This is a genomic window from Imhoffiella purpurea (assembly GCF_000585215.1).
Classification (GTDB): domain Bacteria; phylum Pseudomonadota; class Gammaproteobacteria; order Chromatiales; family Chromatiaceae; genus Imhoffiella; species Imhoffiella purpurea.
The window spans coordinates 24,590-41,348 of record NZ_AONC01000063.1 but is presented as its reverse complement, the minus strand read 5'-3'; the positions used below and the strand labels follow the sequence as shown (position 1 = coordinate 41,348).

Annotated in this window: 24 protein-coding genes and 1 tRNA gene; 7 read left to right on the top strand and 18 right to left on the bottom strand. The window is 64.8% G+C overall.

Annotated elements, in window-relative coordinates; translation table 11 throughout:
* The coding region (locus D779_RS17970; RefSeq protein WP_043756727.1) for a DEAD/DEAH box helicase at positions 1 to 784 on the bottom strand (784 nt) is incomplete at its 3' end.
* Positions 785 to 938: 154 nt separating this feature from the next.
* Between D779_RS17970 and D779_RS17965 the strand changes: the two genes are divergently transcribed.
* The 5 genes from D779_RS17965 to D779_RS17945 all read left to right on the top strand — a co-directional run bounded on the left by D779_RS17965 (position 939) and on the right by D779_RS17945 (position 4,454).
* Positions 939 to 1,655, top strand: coding sequence for a transposase (locus tag D779_RS17965; protein WP_043756725.1), 717 nt, complete (start codon positions 939 to 941; stop codon positions 1,653 to 1,655).
* 1 nt (position 1,656) lies between these two features.
* A complete protein-coding gene (locus D779_RS17960; RefSeq protein ID WP_052348246.1) occupies positions 1,657 to 2,067 on the top strand; it encodes a cupin domain-containing protein in 411 nt (136 codons plus the stop codon).
* Between the two features lie 78 nt (positions 2,068 to 2,145).
* A complete protein-coding gene (locus tag D779_RS17955) occupies positions 2,146 to 2,748 on the top strand; it encodes a flavin reductase family protein (protein ID WP_043756723.1) in 603 nt (200 codons plus the stop codon).
* Positions 2,749 to 2,834: 86 nt separating this feature from the next.
* A complete protein-coding gene (gene pyk / locus D779_RS17950; protein ID WP_043756722.1) occupies positions 2,835 to 4,283 on the top strand; it encodes a pyruvate kinase in 1,449 nt (482 codons plus the stop codon).
* Between the two features lie 96 nt (positions 4,284 to 4,379).
* Positions 4,380 to 4,454: transfer RNA gene (locus D779_RS17945), tRNA-Val, on the top strand.
* Between the two features lie 16 nt (positions 4,455 to 4,470).
* Here D779_RS17945 and D779_RS17940 read toward each other — a convergent pair.
* From D779_RS17940 to D779_RS17935, 3 genes are all read right to left on the bottom strand, one after another.
* The gene (locus tag D779_RS17940; protein ID WP_408606021.1) at positions 4,471 to 5,439 is read right to left on the bottom strand and encodes a tyrosine-type recombinase/integrase; all 969 of its coding nucleotides are present in this window, start codon (positions 5,437 to 5,439) and stop codon (positions 4,471 to 4,473) included.
* Between the two features lie 80 nt (positions 5,440 to 5,519).
* Entirely contained in the window at positions 5,520 to 5,891 is a 372-nt protein-coding gene (locus D779_RS23335) for a helix-turn-helix domain-containing protein (RefSeq protein ID WP_081763585.1), read from the bottom strand.
* A gap of 3 nt (positions 5,892 to 5,894) precedes the next feature.
* Positions 5,895 to 6,173: a hypothetical protein gene (locus tag D779_RS17935; RefSeq protein ID WP_043756721.1), complete on the bottom strand. Its 279-nt coding sequence runs from the start codon at positions 6,171 to 6,173 to the stop codon at positions 5,895 to 5,897.
* A gap of 222 nt (positions 6,174 to 6,395) precedes the next feature.
* Between D779_RS17935 and D779_RS22395 the strand changes: the two genes are divergently transcribed.
* Positions 6,396 to 7,457, top strand: coding sequence for a phospholipase D family protein (locus D779_RS22395; protein WP_157726450.1), 1,062 nt, complete (start codon positions 6,396 to 6,398; stop codon positions 7,455 to 7,457).
* A 399-nt stretch (positions 7,458 to 7,856) separates the two neighbouring features.
* Here D779_RS22395 and D779_RS22390 read toward each other — a convergent pair whose 3' ends face one another.
* The 14 genes from D779_RS22390 to D779_RS22375 form a co-directional block, all read right to left on the bottom strand.
* Positions 7,857 to 8,105, bottom strand: coding sequence for a hypothetical protein (locus tag D779_RS22390; protein ID WP_157726449.1), 249 nt, complete (start codon positions 8,103 to 8,105; stop codon positions 7,857 to 7,859).
* A 2-nt stretch (positions 8,106 to 8,107) separates the two neighbouring features.
* A complete protein-coding gene (locus D779_RS17930; protein WP_052348245.1) occupies positions 8,108 to 9,127 on the bottom strand; it encodes a phage Gp37/Gp68 family protein in 1,020 nt (339 codons plus the stop codon).
* A complete protein-coding gene (locus D779_RS17925; RefSeq protein ID WP_157726448.1) occupies positions 9,120 to 9,368 on the bottom strand; it encodes a hypothetical protein in 249 nt (82 codons plus the stop codon). Before D779_RS17925 ends, D779_RS17930 begins: the two co-directional genes overlap by 8 nt.
* On the bottom strand, positions 9,365 to 9,562 hold the full coding sequence (locus D779_RS17920; RefSeq protein ID WP_043756718.1) for a hypothetical protein: 198 nt from the start codon (positions 9,560 to 9,562) through the stop codon (positions 9,365 to 9,367). Before D779_RS17920 ends, D779_RS17925 begins: the two co-directional genes overlap by 4 nt.
* A gap of 12 nt (positions 9,563 to 9,574) precedes the next feature.
* Positions 9,575 to 11,248, bottom strand: coding sequence for a DNA cytosine methyltransferase (locus D779_RS17915; RefSeq protein WP_043756716.1), 1,674 nt, complete (start codon positions 11,246 to 11,248; stop codon positions 9,575 to 9,577).
* A complete protein-coding gene (locus tag D779_RS17910; RefSeq protein WP_043756714.1) occupies positions 11,242 to 11,541 on the bottom strand; it encodes a hypothetical protein in 300 nt (99 codons plus the stop codon). Before D779_RS17910 ends, D779_RS17915 begins: the two co-directional genes overlap by 7 nt.
* A gap of 166 nt (positions 11,542 to 11,707) precedes the next feature.
* The gene (locus D779_RS17905) at positions 11,708 to 12,451 is read right to left on the bottom strand and encodes a 3'-5' exonuclease family protein (RefSeq protein ID WP_043756713.1); all 744 of its coding nucleotides are present in this window, start codon (positions 12,449 to 12,451) and stop codon (positions 11,708 to 11,710) included.
* A gap of 11 nt (positions 12,452 to 12,462) precedes the next feature.
* A complete protein-coding gene (locus D779_RS22385; RefSeq protein WP_157726447.1) occupies positions 12,463 to 12,813 on the bottom strand; it encodes a hypothetical protein in 351 nt (116 codons plus the stop codon).
* Positions 12,814 to 12,858: 45 nt separating this feature from the next.
* Entirely contained in the window at positions 12,859 to 13,965 is a 1,107-nt protein-coding gene (locus tag D779_RS17895) for a coiled-coil domain-containing protein (RefSeq protein ID WP_043756751.1), read from the bottom strand.
* Positions 13,966 to 14,213: 248 nt separating this feature from the next.
* On the bottom strand, positions 14,214 to 14,483 hold the full coding sequence (locus tag D779_RS17890) for a hypothetical protein (protein ID WP_043756709.1): 270 nt from the start codon (positions 14,481 to 14,483) through the stop codon (positions 14,214 to 14,216).
* Positions 14,484 to 14,526: 43 nt separating this feature from the next.
* Positions 14,527 to 14,697: a hypothetical protein gene (locus D779_RS22380; RefSeq protein WP_157726446.1), complete on the bottom strand. Its 171-nt coding sequence runs from the start codon at positions 14,695 to 14,697 to the stop codon at positions 14,527 to 14,529.
* Positions 14,690 to 14,902, bottom strand: a complete 213-nt coding sequence (locus tag D779_RS17885) for a hypothetical protein (RefSeq protein ID WP_043756707.1) — start codon at positions 14,900 to 14,902, stop codon at positions 14,690 to 14,692. Before D779_RS17885 ends, D779_RS22380 begins: the two co-directional genes overlap by 8 nt.
* 77 nt (positions 14,903 to 14,979) lie before the next feature.
* The gene (locus D779_RS17880) at positions 14,980 to 15,276 is read right to left on the bottom strand and encodes a hypothetical protein (protein WP_043756706.1); all 297 of its coding nucleotides are present in this window, start codon (positions 15,274 to 15,276) and stop codon (positions 14,980 to 14,982) included.
* Between the two features lie 205 nt (positions 15,277 to 15,481).
* Positions 15,482 to 15,619, bottom strand: coding sequence for a hypothetical protein (locus tag D779_RS22375; RefSeq protein ID WP_157726445.1), 138 nt, complete (start codon positions 15,617 to 15,619; stop codon positions 15,482 to 15,484).
* A gap of 507 nt (positions 15,620 to 16,126) precedes the next feature.
* On the opposite strand from D779_RS22375, the gene D779_RS22370 reads away from it, so the two are divergent.
* Positions 16,127 to 16,462 carry a hypothetical protein gene (locus D779_RS22370; RefSeq protein ID WP_157726444.1) on the top strand — a complete coding sequence of 112 codons (336 nt, stop codon included), beginning with the start codon at positions 16,127 to 16,129 and terminating at the stop codon, positions 16,460 to 16,462.
* The last annotated feature ends 297 nt before the right edge of the window (positions 16,463 to 16,759 follow it).

Below are 16,759 nucleotides of genomic sequence, written 5' to 3'. Positions count from 1 at the left end.
CCTCCGTCGGCAGGCTCCCGTGTAGTGGCAGGGCCACCGTCTCCGGGGGCAGGTCGTCTTCGAGCCGTTCGAGACAGCGGTCGATCTCGCGCGCGCCCGGAAGGAAGGCCAGGATGTCACCCTCATGGGTGCGCAGCGCGTGCCGGATGCCGGCGAGGACGGCCGTGGCCGGATCCGGGTCCGGCTGGCGCTCGGCATAGCGGATCTCGACCGGAAAGCTCCGGCCCTCGGCGTGCAGAACGGGGGCGTCCCCGAGCAGTCGGGCGACGGGGTCGGCGTCCAGGGTGGCCGACATCACCAGCAGCCGCAGGTCCGGGCGCAGGTTGGCCGCGGCGTCGAGGGCCAGCGCCAATCCCAGGTCCGACGGGAGGTTGCGTTCGTGGAACTCGTCGAAGACGAGCAGTCCAACGCCTTCGAGCTCGGGATCGGACTGGATGCGGCGGGTCAGGATACCCTCGGTGACCACCTCGATTCGGGTGTCGGGGCCGATCCGGCGCTCGAAGCGGACCTGATAGCCGACGCGCCCGCCGAGCGGTTCGCCCAGCACGGCGGCCATGCGGGCCGCGGTCATGCGCGCGGCGGGCCGGCGCGGTTCCAGCATGAGGATCCGCCGCCCGGCCAGCCAGTCGGACGCCATGAGGCGCAGTGGCACGCCGGTCGACTTGCCCGATCCCGTGGGTGCCTGGAGCAGGGCGTGGCCTCGGCTCAGTGCCTCGTCCATGGCGGGCAGGACGGCATCGATGGGGAGTGCGATCTGGGGCGTTTCTGTGTCAATCGGGGACATCTAGGCCTGTCGGGGATCGAATGGGGGCGGGCCGATCGGGGACGACGGGGAGCCCGTATGGCGTCGCGAGTCTGTTCGGCGACCGCTCGAAAAGCAAGTCCGAATAAGCGGTCTATACTTGGTTGCAGGTCAACCAACCGGATCCGACCCTAATATGGCACGCCTTCCCCGCTTCGTCCTCCCTGGCTATCCACAGCACGTTATCCAGCGCGGCAACAACCGTCAGCAGATCCTCTTCGAGGAGGATGACTACTGGTTCATCTGGGAGAAGCTGGGCGTGGCCGCACAGAAGTTCGAATGCGATATTCACGCCTATGTCCTGATGCCGAATCACTTCCATCTGCTGGTCACGCCCCATGTCGAGAACGGCATCGGCAAGCTGATGCAGTATGTCGGACGCTATTACGTTCAGTATTTCAACCATCGCTACGATCGTACCGGAACCCTCTGGGAGGGGCGTTACCGCGCGACCCTCGTCGAGCCCAAGGGCTATCTGCAGGCCGTCTCGCATTATGTCGAGGCGAACCCGGTGCGGGCCGGGCTGGTCGGGCATCCGTCCGATTATGGCTGGTCGAGCTATGCCGCCAATGCCGAGGGCGCGGACGACGAGCTCGTCACGCCGCATCTCGAGTACGAGCGGCTCGGCCGCAGCGCCAAGGCGCGTCGCGAGCAGTATGCCAAGTCCGCGGAGACGCCCGCCTCGGAAACCAGGCTCAAGGAGATCCGCGACTCGACCAACAAGGCATGGGTCCTGGGAACGAGCGCCTTCTGCTCGGAGGTCGAGGGCATGCTCAATCGTCGCGCCCTGCCGCGCCCCCGTGGCGGAGATCGCCGCTCCGAGGCCTACCGGCGTCAGGCCGGGAGACTTTGAGATGGCATCGGGGCTCCGATCGCCCCTGATCCACTCGCCCAGGGAGGGCGAGGAGTATTACACCGCCGAGGGGTGCTATATCCTGGAGTCCTGGAACCGCGACCTGGACCCGGACGTCTCGGTCGCGCGTGCGCGGGTCGTGCCCGGAATGACGACCCGTCTGCACCGCCTGGATGGCATCGCCGAGCGTTATCTGATCCTGTCGGGACGCGGGCGCGCCGAGGTCGAGGGGCTGGCTCCGCGCGAGGTCGGCCCCGGCGATCTGGTCGCCATTCCGGCCGGCGCGGGGCAGCGGATCGCCAATCTCGGCGAGACCGACCTCGTCTTCTATGCCATCTGCACGCCGCGCTTCGTGCCGGGTGCCTACCAGGACATCGACCCCGAACCTTTCCCGGAGCGCCAGGTCCGATAGTCGTATCGTCATCCTCGCGTGCCATCCTCTGAATGCTCGTACCCGATCGATCCAGACCGACCACGAGAGCCCGGATCCATGCCGAATCCATACGACCCGCAGGGTGCGACCCCCGACGCCGTCTCCAGGATCTTCGATCTCTATGACACGCCGCTCTGGCTGGTGACCGCGTGCGACGGCGAGCGGCGCGGTGGGCTGATCGCCACCTCGGTGACGCGTGCCTCCATCGTCGACAGCCTGCCGCGCATGCTGATCGTCATCGCCAGGCACCACCATACCTGGCGGCTCATCCAGTCCAGCCATCGCTGCGCGCTGCATCTGATGGCCGCAACGGACCTCGAGGCGGTCTGGCGTTTCGGTCTTCCAACCGGGCACGAGGTGGACAAGCTCGCCGGTCTGGACCCGGCGGCAACGCCCGATGGCAATCCGCTCTACGGCGATGCCGTCGCCTGGATGGACGGGCGCCTGGAGTTCGCTGCCGACATCGGCGACCGCAGCCTCTTTCTGCTGCAGATCGTCGGCGGATCCGTCTTGCATGAGGCGCCCGTTCTGAACCTGGACCGGCTGATGCGGGACGCGCCCCCCGAACGCCGACGCGAGCTCGATCGTCTCTATGCCCGCGATCAGCGCATCGATGCCGCCGCGATCCGGAGCTGGCGCGATTCGGCGCAGGCCGACTGATTTCAACGACGTCTCGTCCGGATCAATCGGGCATTCCGACCTCCGAGACCGAATTCTCAACCGCTTCATCAAGGGGAAATACCTCGATGCACCTGCCCGACCACAAGACCAAGATCGTGGCCACGATCGGCCCCGCCTCCGACTCCCCGGAGATGCTGATCCAGCTGATCCGCGCCGGGATGAACATCGCCCGTCTGAACCTCTCGCACGGCGATCCCACCTATCATTCCGAGGTCATCGAGCGCATCCGCGAGGCCGCGAGCGCGGCCGGCCGGCGCGTCGCCATCATGGGCGATCTGCCCGGACCCAAGATGCGTATCGGGGATCTGGCGCAGGAGCCCATCGAGCTCCAGCGCGACGACCTGGTGACCCTGACCACGGACGACATCCTGGGCGACAAGGAGCGGATCGGGATCAGTTTCCCCGATCTGCCCGGCGCCGTGGAGCCCGAGGACCGGCTCTATCTCAACGACGGTTTCATCCTGATGAAGGTCGTGTCGGTGGAGGGATCCGACATCCTCTGCCGGGTGCGGGTCGGCGGCGAACTGACCTCGCGCAAGGGGCTCAACCTCCCCGGGATCGATCTGGGCATCAGCGCCTTCACGCCCGAGGACCGCGAGTGGCTGAGATTCGCCGCCGAGCACCGGCTGGACGCGGTCAGCCAGTCCTTCGTCGCAACCGCGGACGACATCCGGGCGGTGCGCGGCGCGGCGGACGAGATGGGCTATGCCCCCTTCATCATCGCCAAGATCGAACGGGCGGGGGCGCTCGACAACCTGACCGAGATCCTGCGCGCCGCCGACGGCATCATGGTGGCGCGCGGCGATCTGGGCGTGGAGATCCCGATCGAGCGCATCGCCGTGGCACAGAAGCACATCACCGATCTGGCCAACCAGTACGGCAAGCCGGTGATCACCGCGACCCAGATGCTGGAGTCCATGGTCACCTATCGCCGCCCGACCCGCGCCGAGGCCACGGACGTGGCCAACGCCATCCTCGGCGGCACCGACTGCGTCATGCTCTCGGCCGAATCCGCCGTGGGTCGCTATCCCGTCGAATCGGTCGCCATGCTCGCCGCCATTGCGACCCAAGTCGAGCCCGAACGCAGCAAGCAGCCCTTCGTGCGCACCATGGGCAGCTTCCATGGCAGCGACGGCATGAACGCCGTCGATCTCATCGCCGCCAGCGTCTATCACACCATCAACAACAGCGATCCGCAGTTCGTGCTGGTGCCGACCCGCTCGGGCAGTACCCCGCGCAACGTCGCCCGTTTTCGGCCGCCGGTCTGGATCATCGCCTTCAGCCCCAGTGAGTCCACCTGCCAGTCGCTCCAGTTCTCCTACGGCATCGAGGCGGTCCAGGTCGACGCCGACCGCTCCGACTGGTCGCGCTTCCTGCGCCAATGGCTGCGCGATCGCGGCGTCGATTCCGGACTCGCCCTGCTTACCCAGGGGCCCACGGTGGAGAATCCCTGCGGCAACTACCGCATGGAGATCCTGGAGCTCGGCCGCGAGTCGGGCGATGCCTGTCTGTAGAGGGTGACGATCGAAGGAAAACCGGAGCCGGATGCCAATCCGGCGCGTCAGGATGTTGACCGATAGAATCCATTCGGGTATCTTTCCGCCCTCTTCGGGCGCATAGCTCAGCGGGAGAGCACTGCCTTCACACGGCAGGGGTCCCTGGTTCGATCCCAGGTGCGCCCACCAAAATACCCTTTGAGGATCAACCGGCTACGGCCGGTTTTTTCTTGCCTGCCAGTCCTCCATTGGCGTTAGTGTGCAAATCAGTGTGCAAATACAGCACGGTTCGCTCCGGCTTCCGATCCGGTTTCTGTCGGTCGAGAACGGCGGCGGCTGAGGCCAAGTCGTCAGGGCGAAGGTGCGCATAGACGCGGGCCGTGATCGCCACGTCCCCATGACGGAGCAACCCAGAAACTCGCTCAATCCCAACTCCAGCCTGGACAAGCCAACTCCCAAATGTCCGCCTGAGATCGTGCGGGTGAACATTGACCAAGCCAGCATCAGCCACACAGGCGGCAAAGCCTTTCTTGATGCTCTCGATCCGGCTTCCGTCCTTCCTGCAAAACACCCAGGGCGAGCCTTGGCAATGTGTCTCTTTGAATCGAGAGCGTGCTAGGATCACCTTCTGAGCCTCTTGGTTCAGCGGCACCTTCCCCGGCTTGCCGTTTTTCTGCCCCGTCTTCGTCCCGCTGGCTTCGAAGGTGATGACCGCACCTTCGAGGTCGACCCGCCTCCACTCAAGCCAAAGCATTTCTCCGGGCCGCATCCCTGTGTTGAGCCCCAGGCGGATGAAGTCATCGAGCCACGGATAACGCTCCATGCGGTGCTGAGTCTGTGCGGCTTCCTGCAGCCGGGCGGCTTCTTCCCGAGTCAACCAGCGGTCTCGACCGGCAGGCTCGGTTTGACGACGGGCAGCCCAGGGATTGGAGATCTCCCACTCCAGTTCCCGCTTCGCCCAATTCGTCGCGGCCGACATCAAGCCCACTTCCTTGTTGATCGTCCCCGGCGCGATCCCGGCGGCTCGGCGATTGTTGATGTAGGCGCGTACATCAGCGGCCCCGATCTCGGTCAACTGCCGTCCGGTGAAAACCGGGAATAGCGCTTTGGCGCTCCACTGGTCCCGTTCCGGGGCGCGCTTCGTTGGTGTCACCTGTTCCAGGTAGAGCAACATCAAATCGTCGAACGTGGCGTCTTCGCCGGTTCGTTCGACATGCTTCTCGGCCATCCACCCTGCCCGCAAGGCGGCGGCTTTCAGTCCTTCGGGGTCGTCGGCGACGGGAACCCCAGTACTTCGGCGAGTCGAGCCCCCTTGTCCGTTGGGGTAGACCGCCCACCAGTACGGCGAGCGCGGCCGTTCGTAGATCCCCTCTCTTGGCCGGTTCTTGGTCTTGCGTCGTGGCATGTGCTTTCTCCGTGCACCGCCACCCCAGGGCCAATATTACTCTGAGACATCCGGCGGTCGACATAGTCTTGAAGGTCAGAGCTTCTCAGCCGCACCGATCGCCCAATTCGGACCGGTACGAGCTCGCCGGCCTCGACCAAGCGCCACATAGTGCGGGAGCTTATCGAGAGCCGCTTAGCTGCGTGATCGATCGTGAGCAGCAAGGGTTCGGAGTTGGTCATCGCTTAGGCTCCTCCGTCTCTCGATCCGGCACCCCAGATCCGCACGATCTGGCCATTCCCTATGGTCGCGGGGCTGCACAAACCAGCGTATCTCGCGCGCATCAAGGTCGAGATCTTCAGTCCCTCAATGCCGGTGACCACGGTCCCCTCCAGGAACACGGGCTCTTCTCCGGTCGCGCCCAGCCTGCGACACTCGGCAAGCCGCGCTTCGAGATCATTTAAGGTCATTGGTTCGCTCATGGTTTTGGTCTCCCGTAAAAGTGCCTTGGTGAGTGCAGTCATGAAAAAAAAACCGCCACGGGAAACCCGGGCGGGTCTTGGTCTGATTCGTGCTGAATCTGTTACAGAAATATATTCAGGATCTATTGCTACATGCTGTGCTAAAAAATGCGATTATCCCGTGGTGCATTACCTGTCAGATTTCGCCGAATTCTTGATGGGCTTCTGCATCTGGTTATGGACGATCCGCAGACTTGAAACGGTGTGCCGTCTAGCGAATTGGTCATGGTTATCGAGGTTTCTGAACGCAACAGGGGTAGAGCAATGAGATACCTGTATGGTCATTCAATAGGTAATGATATTTCCAGCCTGGACCCAACACATATCAAAGTGGCTTACCTTGGGAGTGGCTGGGTTAATTTTATCCGGAATCCGATGGCTATCCAGAAAATTATTGTGCAACCTAACCCGCCAACGGATCCTAAAGCACTCTGCCAAATCGCAAATATAATAGGATGGGATCGCATCCGCTTGATGAATAACATTCATGCAAAAGTGTATATTCATCTAAATGCAGATAATTCTGGAGAGGCTGTCGTAGGCAGCCCAAATCTCTCTCAAAATGGACTTGGGGGTGGGCTTTATGAAGCCGCAATAGCATTCGATTTTTCTTCGAGTGAAGAAGGCGGCGTAGAGCTAATGCAAGGATTTAATGATGCTTGGGAGATGGCCGGAAGTGAATATCCGACTCAGCAAGATAAGCTAGCTAAGATAGCTAGCTTGCAAGAGGATTTTGAATCCTGGAAAGAACATAATCACCCAACACATCAAGCAAGAGGAAACCTGGATTGCGAAAATAACTTTCCTTTGTTGTGCTGGTATAGTCCCGGCCGAGATTGGAAAGTAGCAGAAGAAGCGAAACTACATCTACCGACAGAGTTAGAAGGATTTTCTCTGGAAGAAGCGATAGAACATAGCATTGACATTGAATCGGAAGCTGATCGCATATTTTTCAGCAATCAAATTGGCAGGTGGGTTATTATTTTTCGCAAACACAGAGGCGGTCCTAACCCGCAACTCGGTAGAATATATGGGGTTATTGAAAAGGCATTTTATTATACCGATGACCCAAAAAGCGTATTAGGCTCCGCCCTGATTGAATACGATGACGAGGCGGCCCCGTTCGACGCAGAAGAAAAAATTTTTCGCAACGAGTTCAAAAGACTGGCATTCGACAGAAGATACAGTGATATCTTTTCTGAGAATTATGAATTTTATTGGTCTGATGAGCGAATTCAATTAATGAAAAGTTTTTGCCTCGAGCTACGGCAGTGCGGCGTACTATGAGAATAACCACATGACATTGTCAATGCGCGATTGTCAAACCAAGAAAGCCACAGATACTCGCCGGATTTCATGGCAATTAGATGTCATGTGCAATACCTAAGGTTGACTGTTATGGGCATTAGGTCTGTTTGCTGCACTCAATAGCCACTTTGACATGCCGTCACCTCAAACGCACCAAATGCGCGTCTTGAGGTGACGCATAGAAGAAACGGCTCTCAGCCGGACATCATCTCAGGATGGGTAACCGTTGTGATCAGGCGATCACGAAGTCAGGCGATCAGCACTAAATGGGCTGATCATAGATTGAACGCCCCTTTGACTCCCCAAGCATTGCTTAATTATTGAAAGCATAGCCCGCAGTGATGCGCCTCCCTGGTAGCTCACGACGCAGCACAGATGTCATCGACTTGTTCCCCTTGCATAGCTCCTCGGCCAATCACGCCACTCGCAGGCCGCCAATTGCCAGTCCTCATTGAGCCGAAACCATGCCTCGATCGGATCGGCATAGGCTGGTGGTAGGAGGCCGTAGCGATGCGCGGCGATGGCGACAAAGCAGCGCTCTCCGGTGGAGAGCGGACCGATCTCGGCGCCGTCTCCCTCCGCTCTGAGATGCTCCACAAGCTCGGTAAGCCGTTCGGGGATCGGCATATTCAGTCCTCCTCCAGAAGGGCCAGGTTGGGCGAGTTGAGCGGATGTCGTCCCGCTCCAGGAAGCGCATCCCAAGTCCGGCCATCCAGCGTCCGACCGGCAGCCTTCTTGCCGACGCGGACCATGACACGGCCGTGGATGATGGAATCGTTCTGGAAGCAATGCGCCGTGCCGTCGGCTGACATGATGAAGGCAGACGGTTTGGCTCGACGCCCTCGGCTGGTGTCGTAGGCTTCGCCCTCGAGCGGTTCTCGCCACTCGCCCCATTGCTTGAAGAGGAACGGCACGTTGGCTGCGCTGCACTGGTCTCGCAGATCGCGCACCCAAGCCGGATGCATGGGGCGCGCTCGAGGTCCGCTCTCGCCGCCGACGATCACCCAATCGAGCGACGGTACATCGAGGCACGGATGGCCCATGTCGGTCTGCCGGCCGGTCAAGGCGTCGATCTGGAACAGATGCTCAGATTCGGCCGCGTCGGCGTCCAGGTGGCGCAGGTCGAGGGGCCCGAGCAGCGGCTCGCAGCTCAGGAACCGCACCGGCGCCGGCAGCTCGAGCAGTTGCGGGATATCCCGGTTGGCCACGACCTGGTTGCAGACCGTGATGCCGAGCCAGACATGAGCCGGCCAATCCCCGTCGAGCCAGAGATCCGGAACCATCCCGGCGACCGCTCCGATGCGCTTGGTCAGCAACAGCCAGTCGAGCGCGGGTGTCGAGTCGATCAGGCGCCATAGATCGGCGCGCCATTCCTGCGCTGCAGCGGGATCGAACACGTCGGCCAGGCTCGCGCAGAACACGCGCGGACGCTCGCCCGTGCGCTGGGCCTGAGCATTCCAGCGCAGGGGCTGACGCCATAGTTCCGCGCTGGTCCGGCGGCGCTCGACTGCTGGACCCCACTGCACCCGGCCCGATCGCCGCGCCCAGGCTTCGGCGTAGCAGTTCGCGCAGCCAAGGCTGACCTTGGTGCATCCGAGCCAGGGGTTGAAGGTGTGTGTCGTCCATTCGATCTTGCTGTTCTCACCCATCGTCGACGCTCCCCCTTTTGGTTTCCTGCAAGCGTTCCTTCAGCCACTCGACGCCCTTGCTGATCGCTTCCTGCTCATCGCTCGCGATGATCGGCAGCAGCACCTCACCGACAGCGGCCTGAGCCATCAGCTCGAGCCCCACGATGTTGGTCCGCGCCGTCACCCCGAGATCCAGCAGGAAGGCCGCCCGCTCGGGCACCGTCCCTAATGACTGGAAGGCCCTTCTCTGCTTGGGCGTCATTCGGTTTCCTCCTCGTCGGTTCCTGGCGGCGGCGCCTCGCGCTGCATCAAATCGATGGTCTCGCCGATGAGCATCAGCATGGCGCCCTTGATGCCTTCAGGCGTGATCCCTCGCGCGCGGTTTCGCGTCCAGTGCGCGCCGATGTCTGCAAGCTCATCCAATTTCGCGTCGATCTCAGTCGTGGTGACGTCCATCGTGACCTCCGTTCATGAAATGTCGTCGCAGCGCTGGCGAACGGCGCAGGCGGTGGCGATCGGGCGCACCCACACCGGCGTGTCGGACAGCGCGAAGCTCTCTCCGGCGTGCGCAAGCAGCAGCGTGCGTCCAATCTCGCTGGCGATGGCCGCCGCAGCCGGCGGCGGAACCGCGTTGCCGATGCGCTCGCGCCAACGTCCGTGGCTGCCGCCATCGAGGACGAGGGGCTGATCGGGGTCGGAGAGACCCTGAAGGGCGGCCAGCTCGAGCGTGGTGAAGGGCCGATGCCAGGTTCCATCCTCGGCGACGATGCAGCAGCGCAGCGGCTCGCCCGGGTCGGGAATCCGGGGATCGGCGACGTTGAAGCGGCCGTTGTCGTGGCGGGCGCTGCCGATCACGGTTCCGGCGGGATCGTCCCAGGACACCACGCCGTAGCATCCGGCGGCGCTGTGGCTCTCGGCGCGGATGCCGCAGCGGGGATCGGCCACCGACAGGGCGCCCGAGTAGGCCCCACGGCTTCCGGTCACCGTGGCGGCGGTTCCGTCCCAGGGGATGAGCGCGAGCTTGTTGCGGTGCGCGTTGGGGCTCCAGTTGCAGCGCGGATCGGAGACGGCGAACCGCCCGGCGCCGACCGCAGCCTTGCCCGTTACCGTCTGCGAGGTCTCGTCCCAGCGGAGCACACCGTATTGACCGAACTCGGCGCGACCTTCGGGCCGCCGCGGATCCGCCACGGCGAACGCGCCCTTGCTCGGCCTGGCATCGGCCGTGAGCGTTCCGGCCGCCTGGCCCCAGGCGCAGACACCGAGCCCGCCGCGCCACATCGCCGGCACGATCAGATAGTCGGCGAGCACGCCATCCTGGATCCGCAGCCGCGCCAGGGACCGCCAGTCCCCACCCGCCTCGACGAAGGCGAGCCGAACCCAGGTGCGCCACTGGAGCGCCGGCAAGGCATGCATCGGCCCGGCCTCGGGGGCGTCCGGCAGCGGCCAGCGGCCGAGGGTGTCGCCAACGCTTCGCAGCGGCCGATACGGCGGCTCGTAGAGATGCGGGGGCACTTTGCCGAGATTGCGGGCCACCAGCAGGAAGCGCCGCCGCGTCTGGCTCAGGCCGCCGAGGGTGCCGCAGTCGTGCGTGGTCCTGGCGCTGGCGTAGCCGTAGCGGCCGAGCAGGTCCTGGATCTGATCGAGCAGGTGCGCCCCACGGCTGGCGATGCGGGGCACGTTCTCGAGCAGGATGAAGGCCGGGGGATCGTCGGCCCAAGCCTCCAGGGCAAGCCAGAGCCCGCGCAGGGTCAGCCGGTTGAGCGCGGCGTAGCGCGCGGAGGTGCTCAGCCGTTCGGAGAGCAGCCCCGAGAACCCCTTGCACGGCGGCGAGGTGAAGAGGATGTCGGGCGCCTCATGGCCCGCGGCGCGGCGCAGATCCTCGGGCGTCGCCTCCCGCCAATCGGCCGGCGGCTCCTGGCCGTGCCAGTCGTGGTACTGGTCGCGGTCGAAGAGGTCCAGGCAGGTTCCGGGAACACCGGCGAGCCGGCTGAAGTCGCGCACAGCGGCGGGGTCGGAGTCGATCCCACCCAGACAGCGGAAGCGGGCCGTCAGCGAGCCGACCCGGGCCTGTCCGCGATTGAAGCCAGCGGCCCCGCCTCCCAATCCGCAGAACAGGTGGAAATGGCGAATGTCGATCAGCATGAGGGTTCTCCGAGGGCGTTCGAATGCTGCGCGATCCAGGTGCGCGCCTCATCGACGAGCTGAGCCACCGAGATGCCCCGCGACGCGGCCAGGGATTGCAGCCGCGCCTGTGCGGCGCTGCCCTCGTCCAGCGCGGGCGCCTCCTCGAGGAGCAGCAGAGCCGCATGGCCGCCGCGCTCGGCGGGGCTGTCGGAGGATGCCGTCTCGAGGAGGTCGGCGGTCACCCGCAGCATGGCGGCGATCTGAGCGCGCGCGATGGGATCACCGGCCTCGATCCGGATGTGAGCTCGCATGGTTGGGACTCCGTTCGCAGGGTGGAGGGGCACCCGGCGCGAAGCCGGGCGGGTCGTGCTGCGGCCTCTTCTTGCATCGGCTCGGCCGCGTGCCGGCTCTTGAAATCGGCGCCCACGAAAAAGCCCGGCTCAGGGCCGGGCGATCGTCGAGGCGGAAGAAGCGCCTTCAGGCGGTCATGCGCTGGTAGACGCTGGTCTCGGTCATCACGTCGCCGATGTTGTAGAGGATGATCTCGGCGAAGCGGCCGGCGTCGTAGAGGTCCGGGACATCCGCGCCGCTGATGAACTGCTTGGGCGGCTCCAGGCCGAAGACATGGCACACCAGATCCAGCGAGGGGAACTGGTTGTCTTTGTGCTCGGGCGAGAAGAAGCGGAACATCCTCATCGAGTCGAAGGCCGGTTGCAGGTCGCGGACCCGCAGGCACTCGGGCAGCGCGAGCCCGTGGCGGACATAGGCGCCGCGCAGCTTGGGCAGATCGAACCCGAGGATGTTGTGACCGGCCAGCTCGGTTCCGGGGTCCGTGCGCTCGTCCAGCCAGACCCGCATGCGCTCGAGCATCTCCGCCTCAGTCGCGCAGTGCTCGATGGTCCAGCCAGCGATCTCGGAGAGTCCCGAAACCTGCCCCATTGAATGGAACTCGCACGCCTCGCCGTCGATCTGGATCCCGCAACAGACGATCGGGGCCGCATCCAGCAGGGCCGATTTATCCCGGACCCGCTCCTCGAACTCCTGGCGTTTCTGGGCGATGGTTTCGAGCTTCCAGTTGGACGGATGGGTCCAAGCGTCCAGCACGGCCTGGATGTCGTCTTCGGCTGGGCGCCGAGTCTCCAGGTCGAGACAGGCGAACCGCGCGGCCTCGGCCTGCGGGGCGAAGTAACGGACGCTGCTGATGGTGTGTGGTGCGTTCATGGTGCCCCTCCTTAACGGCGGTAGCCGTAGGATCCACGGCGGTAATCGCCATTGCCGCGGCCGTATCCGCCGCTGTTGCTGCGCGATGACCAGGTGTCGAGCGGGATCCCGGAGCGCTCGAGGGCCTCGATCGCGGCGATCTGGGTATCCAGGGTCGCGGCGCATTCGGCGGGAAGGTGCAGGTAGTAGCGGATGGATCCGGCCGGACCCTCGAGCTTGACCGGCACCGACATGCCGGTGGGCTTGGGGGCCGGCGAGGCGAATGCCCCGCCTGGGCTTTGCTGCTGCATCGAGGCCATCTGCTGCTGCATGTTGCTGACCTGGGTGAGTAGCTGGCTGACCAGCTCGGCTTGATCGGTCATGGCGGTCTCCAATGAAAAAGCCCGGCGCGGGGCCGGGCGTCTGGATCAGTAGTGGATGGACAGGTGCGGGATCTCGCCGCGTGCGGTGGCGGTGACGACCTGGCGGGCAGACTCCTCGGACAGTTCGGCGTGGCTCATGAGCGCGGTCAACACCTCCCGGTTGATGGCGGCGCGGTGCTCGCGGTTGGCGGCCAACCGCGCGGCCTCCTCCTGCTGGCGGCGCTCCGCCTCCTCCTCGGCGCGACGCTCGGCGGCGATCCGCTCCCGTTCGGCAAGGGCGGCCTCCTCACGGGCTCGAGCCTCTGCTTCCTGGCGGCGTTGTTCGGCCTCGGCCGCTTCCCGCTGGCGGCGCTGCTCGGCCTCCTCGGCACGACGTTCGGCCTCGATCCACGCCTGTTCGGCGGCGAGACGTTCGCGCTCGGCACGCTCCTGCTCGGCCTTGGCGTGGGCCTCGGCTTCGAGTCGGGCACGCTCGGCGGCCTCGCGGGCGATGCGCTTCTCGCGCTCTTGACGCTCGCGTGCCTCCGCCTCCCGGCGCTCCTGCTCGGCGCGGGCCTCGGCTTCCAACCGCTCGCGTTCGGCGGTCTCGGCCGCCTGAGCGAGGACCCGGGCGGCGCGCGCCTGCATCAGTGCCGCATCCTTGGCGCGGGCTGCTTCGGCGGTGAACTCGTGCCAGCTCTCGTCGATCGGGGTCGCCTCGAGGTCGGCGATGCGGGCGGCGATGGCCTCCGAGCCCTTGGGGAGCGGCGCCCCCAAGTTCTCGATGCGCTGGCGGATCCCTTCGACCCGTTCGGCCTCGGCGGTCTCCCAGTCGGTGAGCGGCTGGCGGATCTCGTCGCGCAAGGCGTCGAGGTGTTCGCGCATGCGTCGACGCTCGGCATCGACCGCCTTGGTCTTGGCCTTCAGCTCGGCGTTGTAGGTCTTGCCCAGATCGTCGAGATAGACCTTGGACTTGGCCACCCGCGCGGCGGTGCTGGCGATCGCCTTGCGGCCCTTGACCGTGCGCAGGTCGGGGACGATGGCTCGAGCCTCCGACTCGATGCGGCCGAGCAGGTCATCCAGGCCGTTCGGGGTGAAGAGCACGAGCGGATCCAGCTGCATCCGGGTGAGATCGAGGGGCACCAGGTCGGTGCCGGTGGCGGTATCGGTCATGCTGGCGGCCTCCTGGCCAACGTCGCGACGCGCAAGCGAGTTGCGCATCGCGGCGTCGGCGCCAATGAAAAACCCGGCACAAGGGCCGGGTCGATGGTGTTCCGCTTCGGTTTCGTCATCCTTGGGTCAGCGCGGCGGTCTCCATGACCCAGCTTTCGCCTACGTGCCTTCCGTGTCTCTGACCGCGTGGGGTTTCCAACCCGACCTTTGCGTTGAGTGCTTGCAGTCCGCGCGTGGCGGGTTGGTGATTAGAAGGTGTCCTGGATGTCCCAGCGCTCGGCGCGTGACTCCTCGGCTCTCTGATCGACCCATGCTTGATTCCAGTCATCGAGGCCGAGCTGTTGGATCGCTGCCTGTTCCTCGGCTTCAACCTCGAGCCGTGCATTCTCCTTGCCTACGATCCGGTTCCAGTCGCCAAGCAGCTCGGTGAGCTCCGACCGTTCCGAATCGGTGAGTGCCTGATACTCGTCGATGCCCGCATCGCGCAGCGATTCAAGGGCGTTGCGCGCATAGTTCATTGCCGATCCTCCAGCCCGGCGCGGGGCCGGGCGCTGGGTGGGTTTAGGCGGCTTTGTCGAGGCGTTGGTCTAGCTCTGCGGCGGCTAGGCATTCGCGCAGAATGCCGAGCACTTCATCCGAACCGGCGCCCCAATGATCCATTGCTTCAGCCAGTTCCGGCACCGCTTCCGCGAGGATGCTGATGAGGTAGGAAGTCAGCGCGCGTTCAGCCATGGCGGCGAACTCCGAGCCCGGGGCGAATGCCGTACAGCTCGGCATCGCGACCCATCGAGCACGCCTCGGCTTGCGCGTCGAGCCACGCCAGACCGGCGGGAGTGTCGAGCCAAGCGTCTAGGCTCATTGCCCAGTCTTCGAAGGTATCGACGGGGCGGTCATCGTCATCAAGGGTGTTGATATCTTCCGGGTCTTCGAGATACATTCGGAATCTCCTCGGCGTGTGCAATGTTGAGGAATCCAAGCGGCTGACCAGGGGGCCACCTGATCAGCCGTTTCCATTCAGGCCGCGCGCAGAATGGCGGCCAACTTCTTGTCCCTCTGCCGCTCCGGCTTCTCCAGCTCATCCATCGCGGCCTCCACGACCTCGCCCATCAGCAAGGTCAGCCGATCGCTGAAGCGCTCCGGCAGCACCTTCTCCGCGTCCTCGATCGTCAGTCCGTACAAGGAACCGCAGACCCTGTCCTCGAACGCTTCGCGGGTGTCGCCGGCATCGAGGTAGCGCTGATGAGCCGCGTCCTTCGCGTCGTAAATCCTCGCGTAAACATCCATCGCCTGATCTCCGTTCTGGTTGAGCACAGCGCAGCGCCCGACCTGGACGCTCCGATGTGCACACCCATCGAAAGCTCACCGGGGGGTCGCCTCTGGGGCGGTTGCCACGAGCCCGGCGCGTGATCCAGGGGCTTGACCCTGGAGGTCCGCGACATCCTGTCTAACCTCATCCTTGGTTATATTTTATAACCTATAGGAAATATTACTACACAAAAATAACCTATGAGTGATATTAATGCAGCTGATAGGCGCCGAGCCCCGCAAGCGCGCCACCGGCGGGCCGCCACTGACCCGGCAGCTCCGGCAGCGAGGCTCCGGCCACCGGAAGCGCCACCAGGGGCAGCCCACGACGCACCACGGCACGCGCCAAGATGAGAGACCCACGCGACCCTGGAGACAGCACGACAACCGCGCCCGCATTGCAGGACCGAGCAACCGCGCGCGTGCGAGCGGCCAAGCGAGCCGAGAGCGCGACCGCTGCAGCGCCACCCGACCAAGGCCGCACGGCCGAGCCAAGCTGGCCAGCCCGACGCACCTCCGCGACAGCGGACGCCGGGCAAGCCCCAGCCGGCCAGCCCGACCCTGGAACCGGACCGAACGCGGACAATACCTGAACCCGACCAGCGAAACCCGCCCCACACGCAGCTGAGAGCGCCGCGGCATCCGCCCCGACGCAGCAGCCAACGACCAGGCCAGCACCCGAGCGCAGCAGGGCCAGGGCCGCGCGCGCGGCCAGCGCCGCACCAGCCGGCGGCAACTGGCGCGACCCGCCGAAGGCCCAGACCGGAGCAGCGGCCGAGACAGGAGATACCGAAGGGGACAGGTTAAGAGAGAGCTGAGACGTTACCACGACGACACCTCCGAGTAAGCGACAGGCATGCAGGACACAAGTGAAGAGGCGCAGAGCCAGGGACTGACCACCGACAGCAGCCAGAGGGCCGTAGCAGCAAAGACGCAGACGAGGAGATACGTACCCACCGCACCCGCCAGGCGCACCAGCCAGCGCGGCCAGGCAACCCCGAGCAGCCGCAGCACCGGGCGGCGCAACGGCAGGGGCAACAGGGCCAGAACCAGCCCGAGCAACCGCTGGCCGAACGGCGCCTCCCCCGCCGAGGCGCGAAACCCGCGCCACAGCGCCAGGAACCGAGGCCACCTACGCAGCATGACCCGCCACCCACGCGGCGCGGAGCTGCGCCCGAGCCTGCGCAGCTGACATGCCAGCCGGCAGCCAGATTTTGACCGCGAACGCTGGGCAGGAACCGGCCAGCGGACCAGCCCGCCACACTGCGCACCCCGAGCCAGGCCGAACCAGGGCACGCCAGCCAAGCCCGCGCGCCAGAGCCGCGAAGGCCAGCGCGAGCTGGAGCCGCGACGCGGGCAGGAACAGACAAGCAGGCGGAACCCGCTCACCCGCCCGAGGCATGCGCAGCGCCCACACCGACCCGCACGAATGCGCCCGGAACACGACCCGACCCGAGCAGCGACCAGGAACCGAAGCGAAGGACGTGGA